20 protein-coding genes are annotated in these 26,438 nt (G+C 42.3%); 6 read left to right on the top strand and 14 right to left on the bottom strand.

The window, feature by feature from the left end:
- Positions 1–284: 284 nt before the first annotated feature.
- Entirely contained in the window at positions 285–452 is a 168-nt protein-coding gene (locus BW976_RS29535) for a hypothetical protein (RefSeq protein ID WP_175614163.1), read from the bottom strand.
- 861 nt (positions 453–1,313) lie between these two features.
- Between BW976_RS29535 and BW976_RS23145 the strand changes: the two genes are divergently transcribed.
- Positions 1,314–4,076, top strand: a complete 2,763-nt coding sequence (locus tag BW976_RS23145) for a glycoside hydrolase family 2 (protein WP_076376973.1) — start codon at positions 1,314–1,316, stop codon at positions 4,074–4,076.
- Positions 4,077–4,092: 16 nt separating this feature from the next.
- The gene (locus BW976_RS23140) at positions 4,093–5,340 is read left to right on the top strand and encodes a PQQ-dependent sugar dehydrogenase (RefSeq protein ID WP_076376971.1); all 1,248 of its coding nucleotides are present in this window, start codon (positions 4,093–4,095) and stop codon (positions 5,338–5,340) included.
- A 268-nt stretch (positions 5,341–5,608) separates the two neighbouring features.
- On the opposite strand, the gene BW976_RS23135 is transcribed toward BW976_RS23140, so the two are convergent.
- The 4 genes from BW976_RS23135 to BW976_RS23120 form a co-directional block, all read right to left on the bottom strand.
- Positions 5,609–7,399: a cytochrome-c peroxidase gene (locus BW976_RS23135; RefSeq protein ID WP_076376969.1), complete on the bottom strand. Its 1,791-nt coding sequence runs from the start codon at positions 7,397–7,399 to the stop codon at positions 5,609–5,611.
- A complete protein-coding gene (gene acpA / locus BW976_RS23130; RefSeq protein WP_245834772.1) occupies positions 7,383–8,729 on the bottom strand; it encodes an acid phosphatase in 1,347 nt (448 codons plus the stop codon). The genes BW976_RS23135 and acpA overlap by 17 nt, the downstream gene beginning before the upstream one ends.
- 19 nt (positions 8,730–8,748) lie before the next feature.
- On the bottom strand, positions 8,749–9,546 hold the full coding sequence (locus BW976_RS23125; RefSeq protein WP_076376967.1) for a polysaccharide deacetylase family protein: 798 nt from the start codon (positions 9,544–9,546) through the stop codon (positions 8,749–8,751).
- A gap of 99 nt (positions 9,547–9,645) precedes the next feature.
- Positions 9,646–10,017 (bottom strand): hypothetical protein, encoded by a 372-nt coding sequence (locus BW976_RS23120; RefSeq protein WP_076376965.1) that lies wholly within the window; start codon positions 10,015–10,017, stop codon positions 9,646–9,648.
- A 530-nt stretch (positions 10,018–10,547) separates the two neighbouring features.
- On the opposite strand from BW976_RS23120, the gene BW976_RS23115 reads away from it, so the two are divergent.
- Together BW976_RS23115 and BW976_RS23110 are read left to right on the top strand one after the other, a co-directional pair.
- A complete protein-coding gene (locus tag BW976_RS23115; RefSeq protein ID WP_076377003.1) occupies positions 10,548–13,313 on the top strand; it encodes a family 78 glycoside hydrolase catalytic domain in 2,766 nt (921 codons plus the stop codon).
- A gap of 356 nt (positions 13,314–13,669) precedes the next feature.
- Positions 13,670–14,182, top strand: coding sequence for a DUF892 family protein (locus BW976_RS23110; RefSeq protein ID WP_076376963.1), 513 nt, complete (start codon positions 13,670–13,672; stop codon positions 14,180–14,182).
- Positions 14,183–14,317: 135 nt separating this feature from the next.
- On the opposite strand, the gene BW976_RS23105 is transcribed toward BW976_RS23110, so the two are convergent.
- The 4 genes from BW976_RS23105 to BW976_RS23090 all read right to left on the bottom strand — a co-directional run bounded on the left by BW976_RS23105 (position 14,318) and on the right by BW976_RS23090 (position 17,895).
- The gene (locus BW976_RS23105; RefSeq protein WP_245834771.1) at positions 14,318–14,644 is read right to left on the bottom strand and encodes a DoxX family protein; all 327 of its coding nucleotides are present in this window, start codon (positions 14,642–14,644) and stop codon (positions 14,318–14,320) included.
- Positions 14,645–14,943: 299 nt separating this feature from the next.
- Entirely contained in the window at positions 14,944–16,107 is a 1,164-nt protein-coding gene (locus BW976_RS23100) for a glycoside hydrolase 100 family protein (protein ID WP_076376961.1), read from the bottom strand.
- A gap of 11 nt (positions 16,108–16,118) precedes the next feature.
- A complete protein-coding gene (locus BW976_RS23095) occupies positions 16,119–17,261 on the bottom strand; it encodes a glycosyltransferase family 4 protein (protein ID WP_076376959.1) in 1,143 nt (380 codons plus the stop codon).
- A 4-nt stretch (positions 17,262–17,265) separates the two neighbouring features.
- Positions 17,266–17,895, bottom strand: coding sequence for a PIG-L deacetylase family protein (locus BW976_RS23090; RefSeq protein WP_076376957.1), 630 nt, complete (start codon positions 17,893–17,895; stop codon positions 17,266–17,268).
- A gap of 245 nt (positions 17,896–18,140) precedes the next feature.
- Here BW976_RS23090 and BW976_RS23085 point away from each other — a divergent pair, with 245 nt between their 5' ends.
- On the top strand, positions 18,141–19,145 hold the full coding sequence (locus BW976_RS23085; protein WP_076376955.1) for a type I phosphomannose isomerase catalytic subunit: 1,005 nt from the start codon (positions 18,141–18,143) through the stop codon (positions 19,143–19,145).
- Complete coding sequence (locus BW976_RS23080) at positions 19,142–19,888, top strand: HAD-IIB family hydrolase (RefSeq protein ID WP_076376953.1); 747 nt, start codon at positions 19,142–19,144, stop codon at positions 19,886–19,888. Before BW976_RS23085 ends, BW976_RS23080 begins: the two co-directional genes overlap by 4 nt.
- A 167-nt stretch (positions 19,889–20,055) precedes the next feature.
- Here the strand turns inward: BW976_RS23080 and BW976_RS23075 are convergent, their stop codons facing one another.
- The 5 genes from BW976_RS23075 to BW976_RS23055 all read right to left on the bottom strand — a co-directional run bounded on the left by BW976_RS23075 (position 20,056) and on the right by BW976_RS23055 (position 26,437).
- Entirely contained in the window at positions 20,056–20,793 is a 738-nt protein-coding gene (locus tag BW976_RS23075; RefSeq protein WP_076377001.1) for a superoxide dismutase, read from the bottom strand.
- A gap of 103 nt (positions 20,794–20,896) precedes the next feature.
- Positions 20,897–21,739 (bottom strand): DUF4397 domain-containing protein, encoded by an 843-nt coding sequence (locus BW976_RS23070; protein ID WP_076376951.1) that lies wholly within the window; start codon positions 21,737–21,739, stop codon positions 20,897–20,899.
- An 18-nt stretch (positions 21,740–21,757) separates the two neighbouring features.
- Complete coding sequence (locus BW976_RS23065) at positions 21,758–24,520, bottom strand: TonB-dependent receptor (RefSeq protein ID WP_076376949.1); 2,763 nt, start codon at positions 24,518–24,520, stop codon at positions 21,758–21,760.
- A 107-nt stretch (positions 24,521–24,627) separates the two neighbouring features.
- Positions 24,628–25,590: a cytochrome-c peroxidase gene (locus BW976_RS23060; RefSeq protein WP_076376947.1), complete on the bottom strand. Its 963-nt coding sequence runs from the start codon at positions 25,588–25,590 to the stop codon at positions 24,628–24,630.
- Between the two features lie 184 nt (positions 25,591–25,774).
- Positions 25,775–26,437, bottom strand: a complete 663-nt coding sequence (locus BW976_RS23055; protein ID WP_076376999.1) for a YceI family protein — start codon at positions 26,435–26,437, stop codon at positions 25,775–25,777.
- Position 26,438: the final 1 nt, after the last annotated feature.

The raw sequence follows: 26,438 nt of genomic DNA, 5'->3' as shown, positions 1-26,438 counted from the left end.
AGCCAGGATCAAACTCTCCATTGTAAAATGTTTTGTTTGTCTCTGACCCTATTATTAATAATAGAATCTGTATTGTGAGCTGGCAGTTGGCAGTTGTCAGTTTGCACTAACCTCTATCTTCTCTCCACTCACACTGTTATCTTTATACAGCTTCCCGCTTTCTTATAACTCATCGGAAGGGTTTAGTTTCCGATCGTTACACTACATGATTTTCTATTTCTTAAAAGAACTTTTCAGCTTCACTATCTCAGATCCGCTTTATAATCTTGGAGTTTTAACACTCCTTAACTTTTCATTTCCTGTCCGCCAGAATCGCTCTGACTTCCCTTCTTGTTGTCCGGGTTAACTTTCGCTTTCCCTTCTTTTGTTTTGCTGCCAAAATTGCTTTGGCTTTTCCCCTCATCTCTCTCAGCGTTTCCGCCTTCTTTCTTTCCTTCGTTTCGGGAGTGCAAAGGTAGCTTTGTTTTTCACATTTACAAATAAAAATATCAAATTTACATAAGTGGTTTATTTACAATTAAATAAAGTAATTATTTATTATACCGATTTAAAAGTGATTGAGCAAGTCGTTGAGGCCACCTAACTAAAGGTTCGTTTTCAGGTCAGATCTTTCGTTATTTAATTATAAGATAATTAGTAATTCTGTCCTTTGGAAAATTTTGTTACCTTTTACCTGTATCTTTAGAAAACGATTTACAGTTATAGGGGCTTCGGTTTACTTAGGCCAAGGCAGTTGATAGCTGATGATATATGTCGGAAAGGTCGAAAATTTGTCTGTTTTTGCTGTATTTTCAAGATCGTGGCAAAATTGTTATAATAAAAAGTTCCAAACCCTAGCTCTCTGCATCTAAAATTCCAAATTAGTTCATAAAGGCCTTAAATATAATTTAAGGCCTCTATTGTTTTTCCATACTTAATCGAACCATAAGAATCTATTCTGACCAGGGCCTATTGCGAGATCTATTTGCCATTGTTATAGCAACTTCCTTTACTAATGTAACTCGTGCACAAGCTGCAAAAAAACACACCAAACAACAGCTTTCTGATGAAGCGCTGGTTAAACGGCACAGGAAACTCAGGAAGGCCTCATTAAATAGTCATTAAGCCTCTGTCCGGGTAGCCCCATACAGCATCTCTTCAAAATGCTTACACCCGATAACCATAACTTATTGAAAATATTCCGGTAACGATTGCGCAATTTTAGTTTGCCCTGCTCTTTTTTACTCGCTTAGAAGTAGCTATTCTTGTTCGGTATTTTCAACAATTGACCGCCTCAAGCATTAATAAATGACCATTTCATAATAAAAGCATTAATGAAAAAAATACTTCTTCAGATCTTATTCACTTGTATCTGCTTCAATTCGTTCTCACAGGAAACAATTATCAGATATCTTTCCGGTACGGATAAAGACCATACAGTCCAATGGGATTTTTATTGTTCCGGCGGCCGCCACAGCGGTACCTGGACAAAAATAGCGGTTCCATCCAATTGGGAATTACAAGGTTTCGGCACTTATAATTATGGCCATGATAAGGTAAAGGCCAATGAGCAGGGGCATTATAAGCACCAGTTTTCCACGGAAAACTGGCATGGGAAACGAGTCTTTGTTGTGTTTGAGGGTTCCATGACCGATACTAAAGTGATGATCAACGGGAAACAAGCCGGCCCCATACATCAGGGGAGTTTTTACCGTTTTAAATATGATATTACTGATTTGCTTATTCCCGGAGCTCAAAATTTGCTCGAGGTTATTGTAGATAAAACATCTGCTAATCCTTCTGTCAATGACGCGGAGCGCGGAAATAGTGATTTCTGGGTATTTGGGGGAATATATCGCCCAGTTTACCTGGAGGTTGTTCCTGAAACATTTATTGACCGTACAGCTATCAATGCCAGGGCTGACGGCTCCTTCCTGATGGATGTTTACACCAGGGGGCTGCATGGTGATGAAACCATCGAAGCACAGGTAAAAAAGCTGACTGGTGAAAACGTGGGCAAACCTTTCTCCATTGCTGCAAATTTGAATCAAGGCCACCTTGAGCTAAAAAGTAATTTTGACGATATTCAGTTATGGAGCGCCGAATTCCCTAATTTATACCAGGTAGCCGTAACTTTAAAAAGCAAACAGGGCGCCATCCATCAGATCAGGGAAAAATTCGGATTTCGGACGATCGACCTCCGTATAAATGACGGCTTATACATCAATGGTGCTAAAATAGTTCTTAAAGGAAGCAACCGCCATAGCTTTTGGCCAGAAACAGGCCGTACGCTGAGCCATGCAATACAGGTAATGGATGTAAAGCTCATGAAACAAATGAACATGAATGCAGTGCGGATGTCACATTATCCACCGGATCAGGATTTTCTGCATGTTTGCGATTCACTAGGATTATACGTACTCGATGAGCTAACCGGCTGGCAAGCCAAATATGATACGTTAGTTGGACATAAACTGGTAAAGGAATTGGTTATACGGGATGTAAATCATCCTTCCATCATATTCTGGGACAATGGTAATGAAAGTGGCTGGAATACTTTATTAGATGATGATTATGATCTTTATGATCCTCAAAAACGGACAGTAATACATCCCTGGGAAAGATTCAGGGGCACCAACACCAAACACTATCCCGATTATGACTATGTCTTAAAATCGGTTGCTACCGATCAGGACGTATTTTTCCCTACGGAGTTTATGCATGGTTTATATGATGGCGGAGCCGGGGCCGGATTGGATGATTTTTGGAGCCTGATGCAAACACACCCGCACGGGGCAGGCGGCTTTATATGGGCATTTCTGGATGAGGCTGTTATCCGTACCGATAAGAACAATACCTATGACAGCGATGGTAACCATGCCCCGGATGGAATTGTTGGTCCGCATCGAGAAAAAGAGGCCAGCTTTTATACGATTAAGGAAATATGGTCACCTATCTACATTAATCCCCAACCCATCGACAAAACTTTTGATGGAAGGATACCAGTCGAGAACCGGTATGCTTTCACCAAACTAAGCCAGTGTAAATTTGAATGGCAGCTGGTCAAATTCCCATCTGCACAAAGCACAACAACTAGAGCGGTTGTAACTACCGCCGGCAAACCATTGCCGTTGGAGCTGATGCCAGGAAAAAAAGGCGTCCTGGACCTAAATTTGCCCAAAAACTGGTCACAAAACGATGCACTTTATCTGAAGGCTTATGGCCCTGATCACGAAGAGCTGTTTACCTGGAGCTGGGCTATCAAATCCCCTTCAGCTATTCCTAAAGCTCTTATATCAGGTTCGAATTCAGCTATTGTAAGTACCGCCACAGATAAGGAACTCATCGTTACCTGCGATCATATCAGATATTATTTTGACAAAGCCACCGGCTATATGGAAAAGGTATCCAAACCCAACACGGATATATCGCTCTCCGGCGGCCCTGTATTAGCCGGGATAAGCACCTCTCTAAATACCTTTACCTATAGAAATTTAAAAAAAGAATATATAGTAGAAGCCGACTACCAGGGAGCAGGATCGTTGCATGTAAAATGGACTTTTACGTCCGGGCAATCCGTAAAACTGGACTATACCTATTCGCAAACACAGGATTCTGATTTTATGGGAATAACTTTTAATTATCCAGAAGAAAAAATTACAGGTATGAAATGGCTGGGCCGCGGCCCTTACCGGGTTTGGAAAAACAGGTTACGCGGACAGCAGTTTGGCGTATGGCAAAAAGCATATAACAATACGATTACCGGGGAAACCTGGGGATATCCGGAATTTAAAGGTTACCATGCTGAAATGAACTGGGCAGTTATTCAAAATAAGGAATCAGCATTTGCCATATATACCGATAACAAAAACCTGTACCTGCAAATGCTGCATCCGGCATTAGAGCAGGCTGCATTACCTAATCATAATGTTGAACCCGCTTTTCCTTCAGGAAGCATCGGTTTTTTAAATGGCATCAGCCCTATCGGCACCAAATTTCAACCGGCAAAGGTAATGGGGCCGCAAGGGCAAAAAAATCATAATTCCGGCGAACCTGTCAGCGGGACGTTATGGTTTGATTTTATAAACAAATATTAACCTGAAAAACTAAACAATGAAAAACAAATTCAGCAATCGACACCCATCAAAATTATGGGTATCCTTTATTATCCTTTTGGGCTCGGGCATTTTAATATGTTTGCTTCCCTCTTTTAGTAACCATAAGCCGGCTACGAAACCCGAAGACCCGTCACCTATTCCCTTAAAAGTTCAGCTGGTTGCTGAAAATTTGAATGCACCTACGGATATGGCTTTCCCGGATAACGGAGTTATCTGGATTACCGAGCAAACGGGGAAAATCCGGGTAGTTAAGAACGGGAAGTTAAGCGACGCGCCCTTGCTTGATCTGCATAGTAAGTTGGTCAAATTAAGTGACAGTTATGAAGAAAGGGGGCTATTGAGCATCGCCCTGCATCCAAAATTTAAGACCAATGGAAAATTCTACGTCTTTTACAGCAGACCGAGCACCGAAAAATCAGATCATACCGGTGTCGTGGCCGAGTACAAACTATCGGCTGGTTCAGGTACGGTTGATCCCAACAGCGGACGTATCATATTGACTATTGAAGAACCGGAATCAAATCATAACGGCGGCTGTATTAAATTTGGCCCAGATGGTTATTTATACGTATCCTTCGGTGACGGCGGTGGCCAGGGAGACAAACACGGCAAGTCTGGTAACGGACAAAAACTGGATACCTGGCTGGCTAAGATATTGCGTGTGGACGTTAATACCCAGGTTGGATACGTTGTACCCAAGGACAATCCCTTTGTTGGCCGCAAAGATGCAAAACCCGAAATATGGGCCTATGGTTTCCGTAATCCGTACCGGTTTTCTTTCGACAGAGCTACGGGACAAATGTTTACCGGCGATGTTGGTCAGGATTTGTGGGAAGAGGTAGATATCGTTACCAGGGGGGCTAACTATGGCTGGCGTTTAATGGAAGGAACCCATTGTTATAACCCCGCTACAGGATGTCCTGTTAAGGGAATTACCATGCCCATAACCGAATATAGCCATAAAATAGGGATCAGTGTGATTGGAGGCTATGTTTATAACGGAAAACAGCTACCTGGTTTAAAAAGCAAGTATGTATTTGCCGATTGGATAGGAAAAGTGTTCTTTCTGGAAAAAGCAAGCGACAAATGGCAAAGGGGCGATATAACCTTACAAAATATTCCCAAAAACTTAAAAATAACCGGTTTTGCTGAAGATCCAGCTGGCGAGATTTATTTTTCAACCAATCCTGATACAGGTCCAGGAGGTGTTAAGGGTGGGGTTTATAAGATCATCAAAAATTAGAAAATAACAGATTTATTACGGTGTAATGCACCGCTGCCATTAAACAGCGGTACATTAACTCTCCACTTGTTCAAAACAGCATAAAAGCCTACAAAGATTTATCTTGTAGGCTTTTATGTATTTAAACAGTCCCTTTTGTGGTTATTTGATAAACAGGATTATGAAGTTAGTTATCTCCCGAAATTTTACATATAAGAGGTACTCCTGCTTGACAAGCAAAGTGAAGAAATGGAGGAAACCTAAAATTATATCCTGATTATTCCTTACGTTAGCGATTATCGAGCGCCCTTATAAATGCTACCACTTCCATTTTTTCTTTAGCTGAGAGTAGAAGACGACCGGCAGACAGCGTTTGGTTAGGCACGTTCAAACCGAGGCCATTACCTCCACCCTGATCATAAAAGTCAATCACTTCTTCCAATGTCTTATACACGCCGTTATGCATATAAGGCGCAGACCGGGCGGCATTCCGCACAGTAGTAACCTTAAAAGCATATCTGTTAAACTCCATCGGCTGCAGAGCGTACAATCCTGGATCCGGATCGATGATTTTACTATTTTTGGTTTTTGGTACACCAATGACTTCGGCATCCATCTGCATATATCTTGGCGGAAGCACACTATTAAATAAAGGCAGGTAATGGCAGGTAGAACAACGAGCCTTTCCCATGAAGAGGTTAAAACCATTAATCTCCCTTTGGCTAAGTATTTTTTGATCCCCCCGCATATAGTCGTCAAACCGGCTGTTTAACGCTGTCAGGCTTCGGATATAACTAGCCAGTGCATTCTTAATTTCGGTAGTGTCAATTGTAACCCTGCCCTTTACAGGAAAAGCATCAGCGAAAAGCTTGCGATAAGTTTTATCCTGCCAAAAGTTCAGAGCCGAAAGCCTCATGTCTCCGTGCATTTCGTCCTGGTTACCTATTACGTCACCAACCTGATCTTCCAGAGAAGCCGCTCGCAGATCATAGAACTGTGCCGGCTGCAGCGCCGCGTTGACCAATGTCGGGGTATTTCTGAGAATATGTTTTTTACCTGTGATGTCCAGATTTTTGGTCAGACCATCTGTAAAAGCCTTGTCAGGTTGATGACACGACGCACAACTGCGCGTCATCGTACCCGAGAGTCGCGGATCAAAGAACAGCTTTTTCCCCAAAGCAATTTTTTGTGCGTTAGCCGTGTCTTCCGGAGCGTCGATATAAGCATTACGATTAAAAGTACTACTGTCAAACAAGGTTGCTGCATCCTGGTTCAATAGACGGTTATAGCGGACGTTCGGCAGTTTCAACTGTTTATGCAAACAGGTCAGCTCTCGTGTTAAGGGATTAGCGTAGGCCGTAAGAAATGCTGCCCGGTCAAAACAATCAAAAGCTACCGGAACGGAAAGGTAACGGATTGCCTGCGTAAAAAGCTGTTGTAACCGGTCTTTATCATCCCGCGCATAACGCATGGTAACTTCACGCACACTGTTCAAAGCAACTGCCGATTCTGTAAAACACTGCCGTGCGAGGGGATCATCAAAATCATTCAATCCCAATGCTTCTATCCTGAAAACTTCCAGCTTTACTGCATCCATAATCTGCCAGTCTTGCAAGTCGGTGCGCGTAAAATATTCCCGGTATATCTCCGCGTTAACCGCAAGTTTTTTCAGCGAAGCAATCAACTGTTTTCGGGAAGAAGGATTCAAATGTGGAAACAGCAGTTCTTCTATAACCTGTAATCCCTCGGGTTCGGTAAACTGCCCGTTTAGCTCCGTTTCGGGCACTGGTGGCCCGTTCACCTGCCGGGAAGTTAAGGGATCAAAGTATTCTGTCGCCCATTCCATCCGTTTATAAGCCAGGCGTGCTTCTCTGAACCGTCGTTGCAGGATCAGTTTATTATTTGTTCCGGCAGCTGTGCTCTGTAATAAGCGTGCCATAGTCAAAAAGCTATCCGCCTGTAATACCAGCTTTTTGCGAATAAGTTCAGATGCTGTATCAGGATCACCGTGAAAAGCCAGCAGGCTGCAGCCCATGATGGCCAGCAAGCCTGCCGTGATGCCTTTAAAAGTTGAACGCATGGCTTAACGGATCAGCATGCTGATCGCGGCTGTTTAGCGGCTTCAACTGCCATCTCTTTTCTATAAATGCCAGGATACTAACAGTTTCGTAAGGAGTATGATCTATATAGCCCTTTTTGGCAAATGGTGAAATAATCAGTGCAGGGATACGTGAGCCAGGCCCCCATTTATCAATCACAGGCGGGGCAACATGATCCCAGAATCCGCCATTCTCATCATAGGTTAGTATAATGACGGTATTCTTGGCGTTGGGACCATTCAGTACCGCGTTGATCAACTCTACTGCATGGTTTTCTCCGCCCTTAACGGTTGATTCGCCCGGGTGTTCATTCTCTAGCCCGATGGGTTTTACAAAGGATACTGCTGGCAATGTCCCATTCTCCGCTGCTGCTATAAATTCGATTTCATCTTTTAAATGTTTTTTCCTGCCTATCGTACCTGTTGCATATTGTGTAAAATAGGCAAAAGGCTGGTGATGGTAGGTGAATGTAGGATCAGGCCTTCCAGCAACGGCATCATTCCATCCCCCGGAATACCAAGCCCAGGAAATACCTTTATCTGACAAGCGGTCACCAATGGTTGGGCCATTCTGGTTGGGCACCAGGTATGCAGGATTGGCGCCTTTAGGATGAAGGTTTACAGAATTAGCGGTGTTAACCGCATAACCATCCGGCGTTACTATCCCATCCCTAATCAGTTTTCCCGACGTATCCAACTGGGCTTTAATAGCCGTCGGAGCATCGGGAAATAACGGCGACGACGCCGCTATCAGCCATTGGTGATTAAGGAAGGATCCGCCAAAAGCGCTGTGGAAGAAATGATCACAAAGGGTGTATTTTTTAGCGAGGTCATATAACGGCAGCTTAGCCGTGTTATAATAACCCATAGCAAAACCCTTGGTGTTATTATACTGTGCAAATTTATCCATCTTGCCGCCATTGATCTGCATTTGTTCGTGATAAAAAGCGTGCGTTACATCAGGAGTAACCTGATCGGCAGCAACGTATTGATCGATATTGAAATAATTATTGGGCAGGTTTGTGGGGAACGCGCTGCTACGTGGTATCGGCGGGAGCACTGTATAAGGTTTACCCGATGCATCCAACTGGATAACGTTTTCCTGTTTAGCTTCGGCCAAGCCATCCGCGCCTTCGAACTGTCCGTAGAGGTTATCAAAGCTATGGTTCTCCATATAAATAACAACCACATGCTGCACCTTATTAATGCCCGGCGCTTCGGGGTAACGGTAAGCTGAAATGCCAAAGCAGGTAGCAGCTACTAAAGCTGCCGGAAAAAACATGTACTTATTGGTTAAAAATCTTTTTTTCATAGTTTATTCGTAATGGAGATTAAAGTTTTTGTGCTTTTAAAGGAATGTGCCGATTAACGTAATTCATAGCTTGCTGGAAAGTGGTAATCCATATTTCTTTCCGCTGTGTTTCCAGGTACCGGATCAGCTCCTGGTGAGCTTTAGCTGATATGGTAATATAATCACCACCAACACCATGGATCATCAGGATACCCATTCCACCGCGTTGTTGCACTTTTTTTACAAAAGCAATTAACTGCGCGCCGGTTTCGCCACCTTCCAATCCATAGGAAGGAACGCGAAATGGATCAAGGTGCCTGAAATCGGTAATAAAAGCGCTGGAGTCGCCTCCGGCCCTGGCATATTTGACCAATGTATACCTTCGGAGGGAATCTACATAATCCCTACCTCCAACAGTGGTTTCAGCGCAGGGGTAGGCAAAGGTCCTTTTGGTCTTCCCATCAACCGCGTATAAAAACCGGTCCATGATCTCAATCTCACGGATGATCTGATAAGCGGTATAATGATCTGATGGGACCGGGTTATCATCTGTTCCTGCGCATGGATGGAGGACTGTATGATTGCCCAATTCGAAACCTTCTCTACTCAGGTTTCGCCATTGGGGTATAGACGAACTATCAATATCACTGGTAAGGAAAAATGTAGCGGTTAACTTCGCCATTTTTAGCTGAGGTGCAGCAACCTTTAATTGCGAAGGCAAGGCATCATCATAAGTAAGGATAATGGTAGACTTCTTATGATTCGGCCATTTGATTTGCTCCTGCGCCTGTGCAGCGATATTTCCGATCAAAAAAAGAATAAAAAAAACGGTTTTCATATGAGTCTGAACATTAAAATAGATTTAATGGAAATGAATGTAGGCAAAGAGGCCGATAACTAAAAGGGCCGATTTATCGAAGACAATCGTTTCACGATATCAGATACGGAAACAAGATAAAAGGCAATATCGGTGATTTCCACGTCTGATGAGTAATATCCCAGCCGCCATTTCGGCAAAGGCAGCTAAACAAAAACCAGCGGCAGGATGTAACTTTTGGAATTGAAAAGAAGGAACTGGAGTTACCGGAAGACGAAAGCAGAATTTCTTACCTCGGATTTCTGCTGCTGCCTGCTCATAACATTCAAAATGATCTTCTTTTTTCTTGATTAGCCGCTGCAGCAGTCTTGTTTTAACAGGATTTTTATCTTTAATTTCATACCCTATGAGCTGATAAACCAGGTATGGCCGAATCAAGAGCATAAGCATCCCTATACTGAGGACCATAATATGTACCGCTTTTCTGCTCATTTAAATGGGTGTCAATAAAGAAAGTTACAATATTAAGGTATGTTGTTGGAAAAACAAACACCTGTTATTATAACAGGCAACGCAAGCGGTATCTTTTATGGTGATTTACTGAATGATTTTTAATATGCCTTATTTATTACCCAGTTTTTTAATCTGTTGTATTATGTTGATTTTGAAAAATTCGCATTCATTGCCATTTTTTGTTATTATTCCATCATTAGGGAATGCATACAAACAAATCGCCAACGGCACAAGAATATAAAATGCTAGAAGATGCAGGTCAGTTAAAAGAAGCTTATTCTCCCGATATATCACTCCTGTAGACGGTTAAACATTATTAAAAAAACATTTGGTAAACTTATTCAAAAAGTAAGATTTAAGTTACCAAGGCAAAAATGAGACAGCATGATAAGACAGTACAGGATGCACTTCGAAAGTTTTCTACTATTTTTGTTATAACCAATTTGACATAAGAAACCATACAACTTAAGTTTTCTTTTCTAACTGCAATAAGTATGTATCTGAAGCCAATGAATAACCTAATTAAATCTTGTATCTCCTTCTTTATATTGATTTTTATTGCGGCGACTGCAAGCTACGCTCAGTTGCGGATAGAGACTACCCTATGTGAAAATAACCAACATCCCTTAGGCGTGTCAACGGCTAATTTTCATTTCGGCTGGGAACTAAGTGCTAAAGATCAGTCTGAAACTCAAAACGCATACCAAATAGGAGTATCTTCATCCAAGGCAAAACTAATAGCCAATGAGTTTGATGTATGGAACAGCGGAAAAATTCCAGGAAACAATAGTATCATGATCCCTTATCGAGGAAATAAGTTAAAACCAGCAACGGTATATTTCTGGAAAGTGAAGGTTTGGGATAAAAAAGGTCTGCCTTCGATCTGGAGTGAGGTTGATTCTTTTTGCACAGGTTTGGAGAACACAAAGGATTGGCAAAATGCCAAATGGATAGGTTACGAAGATCTTGCAGATTCCATGCGGGTTGTACCGGGAGTACATGCCCCGTATGCTAACCAAATGAAGGGTAAATGCCTGCAAAGACCTGTAAGCCCTTTGTTTAGGAAAGATTTTAAAATTAGCAAAAAGGTTGCCAGCGCATTTGCTTTTATAAGTGGCCTTGGCCATTATGAATTGAGTATTAACGGAGAGAAGGTTGGTAAGGCGTTTTTGGCTCCTGGCTGGACTTATTATGATAAAACATGTCTTTATAACGTATTGGATATAACATCCCTGGTCAAGCAAGGAACAAACAGTGTGGGTGTCATGCTGGGAAATGGTTTTTATAACATTAACCGGGAACGGTATTTTAAGCTGGTGGATGCTTTCGGTATGCCCAAACTATTATCCCGCATTAAAATAAACTATGAGGACGGAACAACCGAAGACCTGATCAGCAACAGCAGTTGGAAAACGGCCTCTTCTCCCATAACTTTCAATAGCATCTATGCAGGAGAAGATTATGATGCGAGAATGGAGCTGACCGGTTGGAATAAACCCGGCTTTTATGATAAAAACTGGAAGAATGCGGAACTGGTAAAAGCACCTTTAGGTAAATTGACTTCTGATCTGGATCATCCTGTGGCTATTATGGATTCTTTCAGCGCCATAAAGATCAACGAACCCAAATCCATGGTTTTTGTTTATGACTTTGGTCAAAATGCGTCCGGCATACCTGAAATAAAAATAAAGGGACACCGGGGGCAAACGGTGAAGTTAATCCCGTCTGAAATATTAAACAAGGATAATATGGCCAATCAGGCCGCGACAGGCGAGCCTTATTACCTGTCCTATACCTTAAAAGGTGATAGCATAGAAACCTGGCATCCGCGATTTACTTATTATGGGTTGCGTTATATCCAGGTAGATGGAGCCAAGCCTGCAGGTCATGCCGGATCGTCTTCTTTGCCTGAAGTCGTTAGCCTGAAGTTTTTACATACCCGTAACTCTTCCCCGGCTAATGGAACATTTACCTGCTCTAATGAGCTTTTTAACAGGATCTATACCCTCATTAACTGGGCTATAAAAAGCAACTTGCAAAGTGTAGTAACAGATTGCCCTCACCGGGAAAAACTCAGCTGGCTTGAACAGAACTACCTCATGGGTGCTTCCATTCATTATAATTTTGATAATTATGGTTTGTACCGTAAACTGGTAAACGAGCTCATTGATGCGCAAACACCGGAGGGCTTCATTCCGGACATCGCTCCTGAATTTGTAAAGTTTCAAGATGGGTTTCTGGATTCACCCGAATGGGGAAGTGCAGGTGTTATCATGCCCTGGTTACTATATTCCTGGTATCATGACGAAAATGTTGTTCAAAAGGCTTACCCCATGATGAAAAAGTATGTACAGTACCTGCAGAACAAGTCCGACCATCAGATTTTATCCTATGGACTTGGCGATTGGTTTGACTACGGTCCAGGCAGGCCAGGAGAGGCACAACTAACACCGAAAGCGCTTACCGCCACAGCCATATATTATTATGATGTCGTTTTGTTGGGTAAGATGGCGGCAATTTTAAACCAAAAAGCAGATGTTGTTAAATACGATCTTCAGGCAAAAGAAATTAAGGCAGCTTTTAACACAAAATTCTTTGATAAAAACAATGCGGTTTACTCAACAGGCAGCCAGACAGCCATGGCCATGCCTCTAAGTGTCGGGTTAGTTAACACGCCTTACAGGAGCGCTGTTTTGAAGAATCTTTGCGATTCTATCATCTCCCATAATTATAAATTGACTGCAGGTGACATCGGGTTCCATTTTCTGGTGGATGCTTTGGATAAAGGGGGAAAATCTGAGGTCATCTATAAGATGAACAACCGGGATGATGTTCCGGGTTACGGTTATCAGTTAAAGAAAGGGGCAACTGCGTTGACCGAATCATGGCCAGCGCTCCAGGAAGTATCCAATAACCACCTGATGCTTGGGCACGTTATGGAATGGTTTTACAGCGGTCTGGCGGGGATCGACCAGGAAAGCAATTCAGTTGGTTTTAAAACATTAAGGATCAGGCCACAGCCGGTCGGCGACATTAATTCAGCCAGCGGCAGTTTTCATTCCCCATATGGCTGGGTAAAAACCTCGTGGAAAAAAGACGGCGGCAAATTTACATTGTCAGTAACTATACCGGTCAATGTAACTGCGAATATTTACTTACCGGTTGTCGGCAGTTCAAAAGTATATGAAAATGAAAAACTAATAAAACCTGATCATATCAATGGGGCGGTGATGATTAAATGTGGATCAGGCAATTACAAGTTTGAAGTAAAATAACGTTCTTGGCAAATGATTTCTTTTTAAATTATTCGTTAACATTTGATGCCCTATTTTGAAAATGTTAAAAATTTGTTTGAAGTGATTAAAAAATGACGAAAAATACTTCGTTGAGTATTGTACACATAAGCCAATCGGCACCTTTCCGGAATAATAGTTAAAGAAGCATACCTGTTCTGTAAAAAGCGAACCCTTCTACAGAAGAAGGTCCGAGTGAAAAAAATAATTCCGTTAAGCACTTTCGACATTCAATTAAAAAACTCTGGAGCAAAATCTTATAGAATTAAATTCCATATCTTTAATAATTGCCTTGATCAAAACTCCATTTTGTGTTTTGAAAAATATAGGGCTTAACCATGGATCTGTCATACCCAAACACTTTAGGCAATTTAGCTATTCGTTCCATTTTTATCAATCAGTTAAGCATTCTTTACTCTGCCAAAAACCATCTGATCGATAATTTACCGACGTTAATTAACAACTCCAACTTTAATACGTTAAAGCTTGCCTTGTCAGAACAACTGGATGACACCCATACCCAAATGATCAGTTTAAAAACCATATTCAAAAGTTTAAACGAATCGGCCCTAAAAGATTATTGTATTGGTATGAATGCCATTATAAAGGAGGCATTGGATCAGGTGCAAGACGATAAATCATATCGGTATGAAAGTGACATGTCCATTATTTTTTATATGGGCGTGATCGAACACTTGCAGGTTGGTGCCAGTAAAATATTAAATCTTTTGGCTTTAAGACCAGAACTCCGGGAATATGCGCAATTGGTAACCGAATGTCTGGATATAGCTAAAGACAACTCCAAACTTTTTTTACTGGTTGCTGAAGAGTACTTGCAAGCAGTCAATTAAACCGAACTAAATCATCATTGACAGTTATCAAAGTGAGCACAAATATGGTACCGGGGCTTATTGGCATTGATTACATATAAATTTGACCTCATTATTTCGATGATATTAGTCCGTACTTAAACAGTGGCATTATTACTAATCAATGTTACCAGTACTTCTTGCTGCCCAATAAACAAGAGCTGGCTGAAACAATAGTTGTACAAATCTCTTAAGATCAGAATTTAAACCGAACGCGTTTCTCTTATGAACGAATTGAGAAATATTGCCAGGGAAAACAGCGGTAAAAAAAGCAGCGGCTACCTTTCCTACGTTTCTTTTATACTTTTCAGGGGTAAAAACCAACGCGCTTCCTAAAGCTATTTCAACCATACCTGAATACATAACCATGTCATCCGTTTTTAGAGGAACCCAGTCCGGAACCTGCGCCAGAAAGTCTTTCCTCGCAAAGGTAAGATGGCTCATCCCTGCAAATATCAAACCTACGCCAAGCAGTAGTCTGGCAATTTATTTTATATTTTCTTCTTTCATCTTCTTTTTCATTACAGCCATTGTTTACAAATACCATTCCATATGTTTTAGGAGTGGACCCAAATTTCATAATAACTTATACACCAAATCATTCCATAAATTACAAACAGGTGTTCCAGAACCTTGATCGTTACAACATTCTAACAATTAATTGCTATTTCCGTTCTCATAGACAAAACCCGTTGCTCTAAAGTGTGCAGAATTGTTGGGTTAAGCCTGTTGTAATATCTACATTATCCTCTCATTTCATCAAAAAACGGAGTCTTTCTTTCTTTAACGCAGGTTGCGGCATACAGGTATAACGCAGCACTCCAGGTCTGCCAGTCAACTCCCATCACTTTGCCATCCTGAGCCTTTATCCATTCGTTAAAACCAAATTTAAGCGCCTTGTCCTGGGATAATCTTACCAGCTTAGTAAGCTCCATCAATTTTTGTTCTGCAAGCCTGTATCGTTTTGCGGCAACAAGTGCGGCTACATAAAACCCGCATATAAAAGGCCATATCCCACCATTGTGATAATTGCCCGGCATATTAAAGCTTTCATAACGAGGATGCCAATCTGCATCTCCAGGAAGCACAAAAGGAAAGAAATTCGGTGGGATATTAATAGCCAGATCACCTTTCTCCTGCATTTGACTACACTCTTCTTCTATCCAGGTTATGATTTCTTCGGCTTTAGAAACTGATACCAAGCCCGAAAGAATAGCAATACTGTTACCCAGCAAATCGAATCGCTTGCTGCAATAGACCTTGTACGACCAAAAAGCATAATAAGGCTTACTTTTTACTTTAAGGCCTTCATACTTATGCTTTGGCATGTCCTCAATTGTAAACCGTTTCATTTCTTTGCACATTTGATCCGCGCGTTCATCCTGGCCCAGCAAGCGCAGATAACTGTACACTATTGTATTTACAAACAGTCCGTAACCTAATACCCATTGCTCATCACGCCAATCACTGGTAGGTTGCTGAGCCACCATTATTCTGTCTGATGGACTTTGGTACACCATCCAGGTTAATGATTTTTGTACAGCCTCCTCCAAAAATTCATTCTCACCGGTAAGCTTACGGAATATGCCCACCCCCATCAAAAATAACGGTGTGGTGTCACTTGCCCCCCGATCATCTTTATCATGTACCAAAGAAGTAATATGCCCGTGCACCGTTTGATTTTTTGCCAGCGTTAATAAAACTTTACGAATGCTTTCGATAAGTTGTTGGTTGCCGCTCACCGCTATCCCTAAAATTGAAAACATCAGGTCGCGGGTATAAGGCTCGGGGTATCCCCATCCTGCAGTACGTGGTAAACCATGGAATGGCCCATCTGAATTATGGATCAATACTTCAACAGCGGCGTTTTTTGCTGCTTCGATCTCCAGCCAATTTATTGTTTCCATAGGCTATTGCTTTAAGTAACCCTTAATTTACGGGTTACTATGTCAACAAATTTTTTGGCTACTATTCTGTAGTCAAAATGCTCAATAACGCGTTTTCGGCCTGCGGTACCTAATTCAATCCTTTTTAAAGGATGGTTCATCAATTCCAATAAACCCGCAGCGATGTCATCCACGTTTGCACGGTAATCTACGGTACGGGGAATATCAAATTCTACTCTATGATTTTCTTCATAACCAGCAACCTTTCCTAAAATAACATGGTCTACCACAATATGTTTTCCGATATTGGCAAGCAGAGCGGTCTCTCCATCAACCATGGTATCCAGCATGCCCATTGCCTTCATGGCGATTACCGGTTTCTCACAAGCATTTGCCTCCACCTGCAACATTCCAAAACCTTCCAGACGCGAGGGCGCTGCATATATATCACAGGCGTTTATCAAATAGGGCATAAAATTCCGGGATGTAATGCTGGTTGCATAAATCATATGCTCTTCAATACGCAGCGTTTTAGCCAACTCCTTGTCTGCCTGGTTTTGCAGATCGGTTCGTGGCTGCGGCCATACTTTACAAACGTATTTCCAGGCTGGGATTTTGTCTTTGATCAAAGCGAGCGCCTGCATAACCTCTTGCGCGCCTTTGGAGGCTGCATCACCGCCAACAGTTAACAGCATCAATTCATCCGGTGATATACCCAATGCCTCCCTCACTGATGCAATTTTAGGATCTTCTTTGTGATGCGGTATAAAAGTATCTGTATTACAGCCTACGGGTAACACTTCGATATTATCACCATTTATTCCATCCCGTACATACATTTCCTTTACCCAGTTGGAGGTAACCAAAATTAGTGGCAGTTTATTCAATACATCCTGGTAATTGGCAATATAACCATTGGCAACTAACCAGGGAACCGGCTGCATTCCAAATTTCTGCGGGTGAAGTATCAGGTCGGGGGTATGCCCCCAATAGCCTATTCCTACTACCACGTCCGGCTTAAACCAGCGATAATACCATTCCTTTTCCTGGGGAGATTCGCAGTGCACCGCAAAAGCCTCTACTCCCATCTCCAATAGACCTTTATAAAGCAGTTCACCCTGGGTTGCCAGGCCACTAGGAGATGCCGGATAATCGTACAGCAGTAAAACTTTCATATCGTTATTTGTGGGCTAACCAATTATAAGCCTGATCGGCATTTAAAAATCTCCAGAAGGCCTCTTCTTTTGGAGTGGTCTTAGCCTCCCAACTTTCCGGATTAAATCCATAGGTATTAGTAACAATGCTGTATTTATTCTCCCATATTTCCTGTGGTAGCGAGTAAAATATCGATGCTTTTTTTATCGCTGTTGGAAAATTGGCTTTTTGGTGATCCTCGAAGGCAAAAGTCCAGAGCTCGCTGGTGGTTAATAGAGCGGAGTGCCATAAATTAATTATGGCCTTACCAATTTCCTCATGCCGTCGGTGCCTTGTATATTCTCCATAAATACTATGTGTTATGATAAGGTCAAAGTGTGTTGATGGCAATAATTCAAGGATAGATTCCTCTACCAAAACATCGGGTAATGGTCTTTGCTCCGGGCTATCATCCATATCTCCCATCACTCCTTTAGCACCTAGAATATTCAAGACCTTTTCAAATTTAGGAGCCCGATCCAGGTCATTTTTCCGGCATAGGCAAGCGATAAAACATTGCCAGTCACGATTTTTTAAAATAGTTCCACCTACCCATAGCGTCTCATCATCAGGATGTGCCACAATAATGGCCACGTTTTTTCTTTTTTCCCTCATCTGGTTTATAAAAACGTTTATTACGGTAAATAGTTTTTAAACACCAGGTAAAATTAAGGCTGGAATAGACAGAGTTTAGGCGAGTGAGCAATAACTATAACTAGTTAAAAAACGAGATCCAGATCATCGGCAATCTCGCCCAATGTATTAACATCATTCATTGCCAAGGAAATTACCTGTCTAATAAATCAGTGTAGTTATTCAATTAATGAAACTTATTTGGATAATTAAGCTTAATACATGGTATGAAAAGTATATTATATCCTTTAAAATTCGAGCCGGTCTACCAGTATCGTTTATGGGGCGGCAGGAAATTAGAAAGCCTGCTCTACAAGCCCTTGCCAAAAAACGAGCCCATCGGGGAGGCTTGGATACTTAGCGACCGAAAGGATCACGCCAGCAAGGTTTCTGACGGGCCTTTACAAGGCTATACAATCACTCAATTGATGAAACAGTATCCTGGTGAGTTAATGGGAAAATTAAAGGATCGCTTTGACCGATTTCCTTTACTTTTGAAATTTTTAGACTGTAAAGAAGTGCTGTCAGTACAGGTACATCCATCAGACAATCAAAAGAAATATATTCCCGACGGAGACACTGGAAAAACCGAAGCCTGGGTGGTTTTGGAAGCGGCAAAAGACAGCTTGATATACGCCGGATTAACACCTGGGACTAACAAGCAAAATTTAAGTAAAGCGGTGCAAAGCAATAGCGTAGAAAAGCATCTTCATAGCTTTATACCCAAACAAGGCGATAGTATATTTATCCATTCAGGCACGGTGCATACCCTTAAGGGAGCGGTTGTTTTTGAAGTGCAGGAAAACAGTGATGTCACTTTCCGCCTGTATGACTGGGATCGTACAGATACGAAAATTGGTAAGCATCGCGAGCTACAGGTAGCTGACGCGCTCGCTTGTATTGATTTTGAGCAGATCAATATTGGGCCCGTAATACCTGTTAACGAAGGAGATAAAACTGAAAAATTATTCGATGACGACCACTTTATAGTATGGCGCACACAAAACGACTCCTCCTTTACCGTAGGCTACGTAAATGAGCCGCGTATCTTGGTTTGTATAGAAGGAAATGGCGAACTATACTATGAGGATCATAATTTCAGTATAAATAAAGGAGATGTGATGCTGTTACCTGCATCTGTCGGACAATGCAACTTTCGGCCAGATAATGAAATTACACTGCTGGAAATAGCTATACCTGATAAACAGATGCCACTAACTAACCCTCAATGAAAAAGTTAATTGTATTTGATCTGGACGGAACGCTTGCTGAAAGTAAAGCGGCTGTCGATAAAGAAATGGCAAAATTATTTCATGACTTGCTAAAAGTTGCACGGATCGCAATTATATCCGGCGGCGCTTGGCCGCAATTTGAAAAGCAGGTGATCGCCCACCTGCCGCTAGGAAGCGATCTTTCAAAATTGTCGATTTTGCCGACCTGTGGTACCCAATTTTATAGTTATGAAAAAGGTGATTGGAAGAAGCTATATGCTGAGAATTTTACAGATGCGCAAAAGCAAAAAATTGAAACTTCCTTAAAAAAAGCGGTTGAACAATCGGGTTTTAAAGCAGAAAAAACCTGGGGCGATCAAATAGAAGACCGGGATAGCCAGATCACTTTTTCCGCGCTGGGCCAGCAGGCACCTCTGGAGCCAAAAAAAGCCTGGGATCCTGATTTCAAAAAAAGGAAAAAGATAAAAATCCTTTTGGAAAAAATGATCCCCGAATTCGCGATTAACCTGGGTGGTGCAACTTCCATAGATATTACCAAACCAGGTATAGATAAAGCTTACGGAATGCACAAACTGGAAGAAGTATTAAAGATAGGCATAGCAGACATGCTCTTTATCGGCGATGCCCTATTTGAAGGTGGAAATGATCATCCTGCTAAAACCACCGGTGCGGACTGTATTCAGGTACGCGACCCAGAGGACACTAAAATTATTATTCAAACGGTCATCACTTGCCAAAAATAGCCGATGAAGGCATTAAAATTGAAATGATTGGTTTGCCGTTTTAGTCCTTATTCTGTTCGACAGCCTGATCTTTCATTCTTAACAGAGCATTCTAATGGCCCTATTGCCACCATCGACTTCCACTCAACCGCATTTGACGGCGCCTATCATCTATTTTTACCCTCATATTACACCAACCTTTTGTTTACTTCATCCCAGTTTACAACATTCCACCAACCCGTTATATATTCGTTACGTTTATTCTGATATTTTAAATAATAGGCATGCTCCCAAACATCCAAGGCCAATAATGGCGTACCTTTTACCTCCGCGTTATTAAACAATGGGTTATCCTGATTTGCAGTCGACGTTATTTTTAAAGTACCATTATCATTAATCAGCCATGCCCAGCCCGAGCCAAAACGAGTAAGTGCTGCCTGGCTAAATAACTCTTTAAATTTCTCCACAGAACCAAATGAACTTATGATAGCCTTTTTTACCTTGCCATCCGGTCCAGCAGGCGTACCTGGTTTTAAACTTTGCCAAAAGAAGTTGTGGTTCCATGCACCGCCACCATTGTTACGAGCCCTCGCCGATAGTTTGGAGGCATTATCAAAAAAATCCTTCTCAGAAGTAAAAGTCAATTTTTCGGCTATAATGGCCTCATTCACATTTTTAATATAGCTGGTATGATGCCTGGTATAGTGGATTTCCATCGTAAGTGCATCTATATGCGGTTCTAATGCCTTATAATCAAAACCTAATAGTACCTGTGTAAATTTTAAGGCTTCATCGGCATTAACCTGATAGTGATTGCCGGTTACCGAAGCGGATGCACTTTTTAGAAGTATGGGACCGCCTACGGCAGCTATTACCGTTGCTTTTAAGGTATTTTCGATAAATTTTCTGCGACTGTTTGTTTTCATGATATGATATTTTAGAGGGTTTAACAAATTAAAGCAGCCCGGAACGGAACCGGGCATGCTTTAAAGCACACGCTATTAAATCACTTATATAATGTGCTGTATTTCAGTTGTGTGTAAGTATAGTTGCACCAATGGCTGCGCTGCCCGGCGTTCCGTTGATGTAAATGGTATAAATTTTACCAGCTTGCAAACTAATGTTGCTCAATTGGTTATTCAGGATGTTTACTACTGAATGATCGCTTGTATTACTCACCTGGAAATCAAGAACACCTGCGTCAATAGTAATAAATGGCCCTATAGACCAGGTATTTAAACCAGTCCCTGACAAAACCGAGCTTCCCGCCCTGCCATAAGCGGTATTGGTAAACAAAGCGGTTTGCCCAGTTATGCCAAAATCAACATTCGGGCTACCCGGCGCCAGGTTCACAAACCTTATTTTGGCCTTACCTGCTGCGGGTACTGCCAGGTCATCATAAAACAGGATCAGCGAATCGGCGGTTGCCTTGGTATTTTTAATGGCGAACACCGTGTGATAATAGTTGGCTATGGGGCCATTGGGGCCGCCGCTGCTGGTAAATGTAGCACTGTTACCAAACTCACGCGATGCCTTATAAGATGTATTTGTACCCTCGGTAAAGTTGATCTGCACATCGCCAAACTGCGCATCCAGATAATCTGATTTTCCATTAATGGGTACCGCGGTTTTAGTTACCTGCGTGGTATACGTCCAGAATTGTATGCCCACATTAACCGGCCGGGCATTTACAAAGCTGATATGCGCGGCAAGCGGAGGTCTGTCGGCCGCGTTAATATCCAGGTAATCTGTTTTTTTGCAGGATGAGGCGATCAGCATCAATGCCCCTGCCAATAATAACAATCCCTTTGACCGCGAAATGAAAGCTGTACTATTCATCGCCTTTTTATTTATGGAATATATTTTGTTCATGTTTTATATGATGAATGATTAAAAATGGGCTGATAACCTGACAAATGGCTGAATACCCGCGCTGCCATTTTGAATACCAACCACTGTAGGATTACGCAAGCCTGATATAGTTGGATCGGAATAATCGCCCAGGCTATTGAATAAATTGTTTACCCCTACGGTACCTTGTAGTTTGGCGGTAAACTTATATCCTACCGATAGATCGGTTACCCATATCGGTTTAAGCTTTTGGTAGAAATAAACCGGGTTGAGCGGATCGGCGGCGCTAAGCAACGTAGCCGTGGTAACACTGCCAAAGTATACGGTACGGGCCAGGAAAGTAAATTTATCTATACTGTAGATACCTTGCAGATTAATTTTTTGACCGGGGATATTGGTAGTTACCCTGGCACGCTCTCCCGGACTTAGAATTACGTTCCTGTAAGCTTCCAGGCCTTTTGGAGTATTTACTTTGGTTACTTCATTCTTAGCAAAATTACCACCGAATAAAAAGTTGATACTTCCTTTGTTCAGCAATACGTTGTAGCTGCCTGTAAACTCTATCCCTTTGGTGCGTGTACTAAATTCATTATAAAAAAAGTTGGCTTGTGCCGCGCCAGTTTGCTGAAATAAAGCTTTTACATCGGCAGGTAGATTAGCATCTGTAGATGTAAAGTTACCCGTGTTACCTACCCGGTTATCAATATTAATGAGATAAGCATCTACCGTTAACTCTACGTTGCTGCCGGGTGCCGAGGTAAGTCCGATAGTATACCCTTTTGATTTTTCGGGTGATAATTTAGGGATACCTAAGGCTCTTGCCGCGGCGCTTTGATTAGATGCGGTCAGGATATCAACGCCCCTACCCTGCTGAAAGGTGGTGGATACCGAGGTATAATAAGATTGCGCCAGATCTGGTGCCCGGAAACCTGTGTTTACAGATCCGCGCAGGTTTAACCAGGAGGCAAAGGTGTACCGGGTTGCAGCCTTCCAGGTAAATACATTACCAAAGTCTGAGAAATACTCAGCCCTACCCGCTGCAGATACCAACCATTCTTTAGTTACATTCAATTCCACATCGGCATAACCGGCGGTTACCGAACGATTGACATCAACCGCATTTTCGGGTCTGAAACCCAGGTGGATCTGCGAACCTGCCGCCAGACCATTCAAGGAAGTAACACCAGCCGATGATAAATATGGTATGCCCGCGGTGGTTGTATCTATATCAACAATAGTGCGTTGGTCGGCTTTGGAGTAAGAGGCCTCCTCCCCTGCTTTAATCTGGAAGGTCTCCACCCTGTGTTGTGCACCAAAGGCAATGTTGAGCCCTTTTAATATTTTATCAAAATAGCGGGTAAAATCTAAAGCTGTAGTGTTTTGACTGGCATTATAACTACCGGCATCAAAACTGGTAGGGCTTTTTAGGCCCAGGCTGGCATTCAGTGAATTATCAACCCGGTTGCCAAAAACATTTTTACCGTACACATTAGATAAATCGACATTCCAGTCGCCTACTTTACCTTTTAAACCTATGGCTATTGACTCATCTACAATGTTGTTTTCCATGGCCGGTAAAAAACCATCGGGATAGATGAAGTTATTATTTCTGGATGTCCAGCCCGGTAAACGATACGTTGCTGTAAACTGCGAATTACGGCTGCTGATACCACCAAAAGCGTACAGTTCAGCTGAATTTTTTAAAGGAAGCCCTGCGTTAAAAAACAGCAAAGCATCCTGCCCGGCATTGGAACCACTGGCCCGCTGATCAAAAAAGTGACGATCAATGCCCCGGCTTTTCAATATGGCATCGTCGATATCTTTGGTATAAATAGCATCGTATCCGCGGGTGTTGGCGCCACCACCATATATAGGTCCGTTGTATAAACCAGCATCTGCATTGCCCGATGGTAGCGAAATAGCCTGGGTAGCATACTCTGCGGTAGCGTTGATATACCCTCCGTTGCCAAATCCCACACCGTAATTAACATTAGTGCGTGTTACCGCGCCATCACCCCGGCGTCGGGTGCTTCCGGTACTGCTCACTGCCAGGTCATCTGTTTTTTTCTTCAGCACAATATTGATCACCCCGGCAATAGCGTCTGAGCCATACTGGGCCGCTGCACCATCACGAAGTATCTCAATGCGATCAATAGAACCCGTGGGTATGGAGTTCAGATCATATCCTGTTGAACCATTACCCAAGCCACCGTAGTTTACATTCGCGCTTTTATGCCTGCGCTTTCCGTTAACCAAAACCAAAACCTGGTCAGGCCCTAAACCACGTAACTGGGCTAAACTCAGTGCCGAACCCGCATCGCCCGCATTACTGCCATTTACCGAGTGAAAAGATGGCGATATATATTGCAGTATCTGTGTTACACTCACCTGCGGAGCCGACTCCAACAGAGGTTTAATATCAATAACATCCACAGGTGATGCAGAGTTGAGTTTGGTACGGTTAGCATTACGGGAGCCCACAATCTGTACTTCATTCAATGCATTACCAGCAGGTTTTAAGCTAATGTTAAAGTTTTTAATACCGTCAATCTCCACCTCCTGGGTTTCAAAGCCAATAAAAGAAAACACCAGGTATTTACCGTTGCGTATCACAATCTCAAAGGAACCGTCAGCTTTGGTAACCGCTCCCTGGTTAAGCCCTTTTACGGTTACCGACACACCAGGCAAGGGCGCTTTATCATCTGCGGAGTTTACTACTCCGCTTACCGTTCGTTTTTGTGCCCATACATTTTGCCCGTAAAGCAGGCTGAGAAATAGAATTAAGCGTACAATTTTCTTCATTTTACAATAGTTTTAAGGCAAGGCAGTGGCCACAGCAAGGCGAAAACACCTGCCAGCACCTTAATGATGCCCGGATCAATTAATTATTTGGATAGGGGATTATATTTTCAATTAGCGGCAATCTTTTGTTTAAAGCGGTCGTCGGTGAGCGCTTTTAAAAATTCAACAATGTCATCAATTTCGCTGCTGCTGAGGTTTAAAGGTTTATCAAGTGAGAGGTCGCGGTTAATACCATCTTTAACTACAGCCGAAGGGTTATTATAATACTCCACCACGCTGTGCAGGGTTTTAAACTTACCATTATGCATATAAGGCGCGGTAACGGCCACGTTGCGCAAGCTCGGGATCTTAAATTCGCCATCTTCGGTTTTGTTTTTGGTGATCACGGACCGGCCCGGGTCGTTCAGATCCTTCCCGTTATACAGGCCAATACTTTTAAACCTGTCGGCTGTAAAATCCTCGCCCGAATGGCAGTTGTTACAGTTGGCTTTACCTATAAACAATAATCTGCCCCTAGCCGCCGAAGTGGATAGTGCGTTATCATCACCATTGATGTACCGGTCGTATGGACTGTTTGATGTTTCTAGCGTACGCTCAAATGAAGCTATTGCTTTGAGTAGATTATCCTTACTGGCTGGTGATTCAAATACTTTTTGAAAAGCGGCGGCGTAAACTACATCATCATTTAACCTTTTAACTGCCTCATCCAACGACAAACCCATTTCTGTGGCCGATGTAATAGGTCCCATGGCCTGCTCTTCCAAAGAAGAAGCGCGCCCATCCCAAAAAAGATGTGGCCTGCCAGACAGATTAGTAAGCCCCGGTGAATTTCTGGTAGTGCGGTTACCTTTAATACCTAAGCTAAAACTAGCTGTATCTGCAAAGGCAAATTCCGGCTTATGACAGGAGGAACAACTGATGGTTTTATCCAACGATAATATCGGATCGAAAAAAAGTTTCTCACCCAGTTGTTCTTTGTTCTGCACTTCATCCCTGCCGCCCATAAAACCGGTAAGACTTATCATTAAACTAAATACAGTTAAAACCAATAGCGTACTTTTCTTTTTCATATCAATTTAAAGGTATTCCGGAACTTTCGCCGGGGTATGCATGAGCCGCTACCTCGGCTAATTGTTCACTAACCACCAAACCCGGATTTTTAGATGTCTTTTTAGTCAAAACAATGGCTGTCCGCTCCTTAAAGCGGCTTTAATTGCATGACATTTTGTTAAAATTTGTTAAAAACCCGGTGCGTTACTGCGCGTTGGCCACCAAGTTTACATTCAGGTCAAAATCATCATAGATCACTTTGTCGCCCAGATTTTCGAAAAAATTCTTCGACCTGAATTTAATATCATACTTGGTACGGTCGACCGTAATTTTGGCGGTTGCATTCAATTTCTTGCCGCTAATGGCTAACGTTGCCGGGAAGCTCACATCATTCGTGATACCTTTAATAGTTAATTTACCTTTAATATCATACTGATTACCAGATGTTTTAGTTGCAGAAACTATTGCAAAATTGGCTTTCGGGAATTTATCTGTACTGAAAAAAGTCTCGCTTTTAAGGGTACTCACCAGCTTATCATTCGAGGCCTGATCGATAAGATCGGCATCAGTAATGGTATTCAGGTCAATATCAAAAGTGCCGCTTTTTAATACATTATTTTCGGATGTAAACTGGCCGTTACTTATTTTAACCTCTCCGTTATGGTCGCCGGTTGCCTTTTTGGCTTGCCATGTAAGTTTACTCCCCTGATTATCAACCTTAAAATTTTGCGCTTTATAATGCTTGTGCGCTGTAGTTGTTTTTATCGGATGGCTAGCTGTGCTTTTATTGGGGGTAAAAGCCGTAGTTAAGGTTGCTATGGAAATAATAGCTGCGGAATAAGTTGCGATGGTTAATTTAGTTGTCATG

Source organism: Mucilaginibacter lappiensis (assembly GCF_900155965.1).
Lineage (GTDB): Bacteria > Bacteroidota > Bacteroidia > Sphingobacteriales > Sphingobacteriaceae > Mucilaginibacter > Mucilaginibacter lappiensis.
Note: the sequence above shows the minus strand (reverse complement) of the source record. Positions and strands in the feature narration are given on the sequence as shown.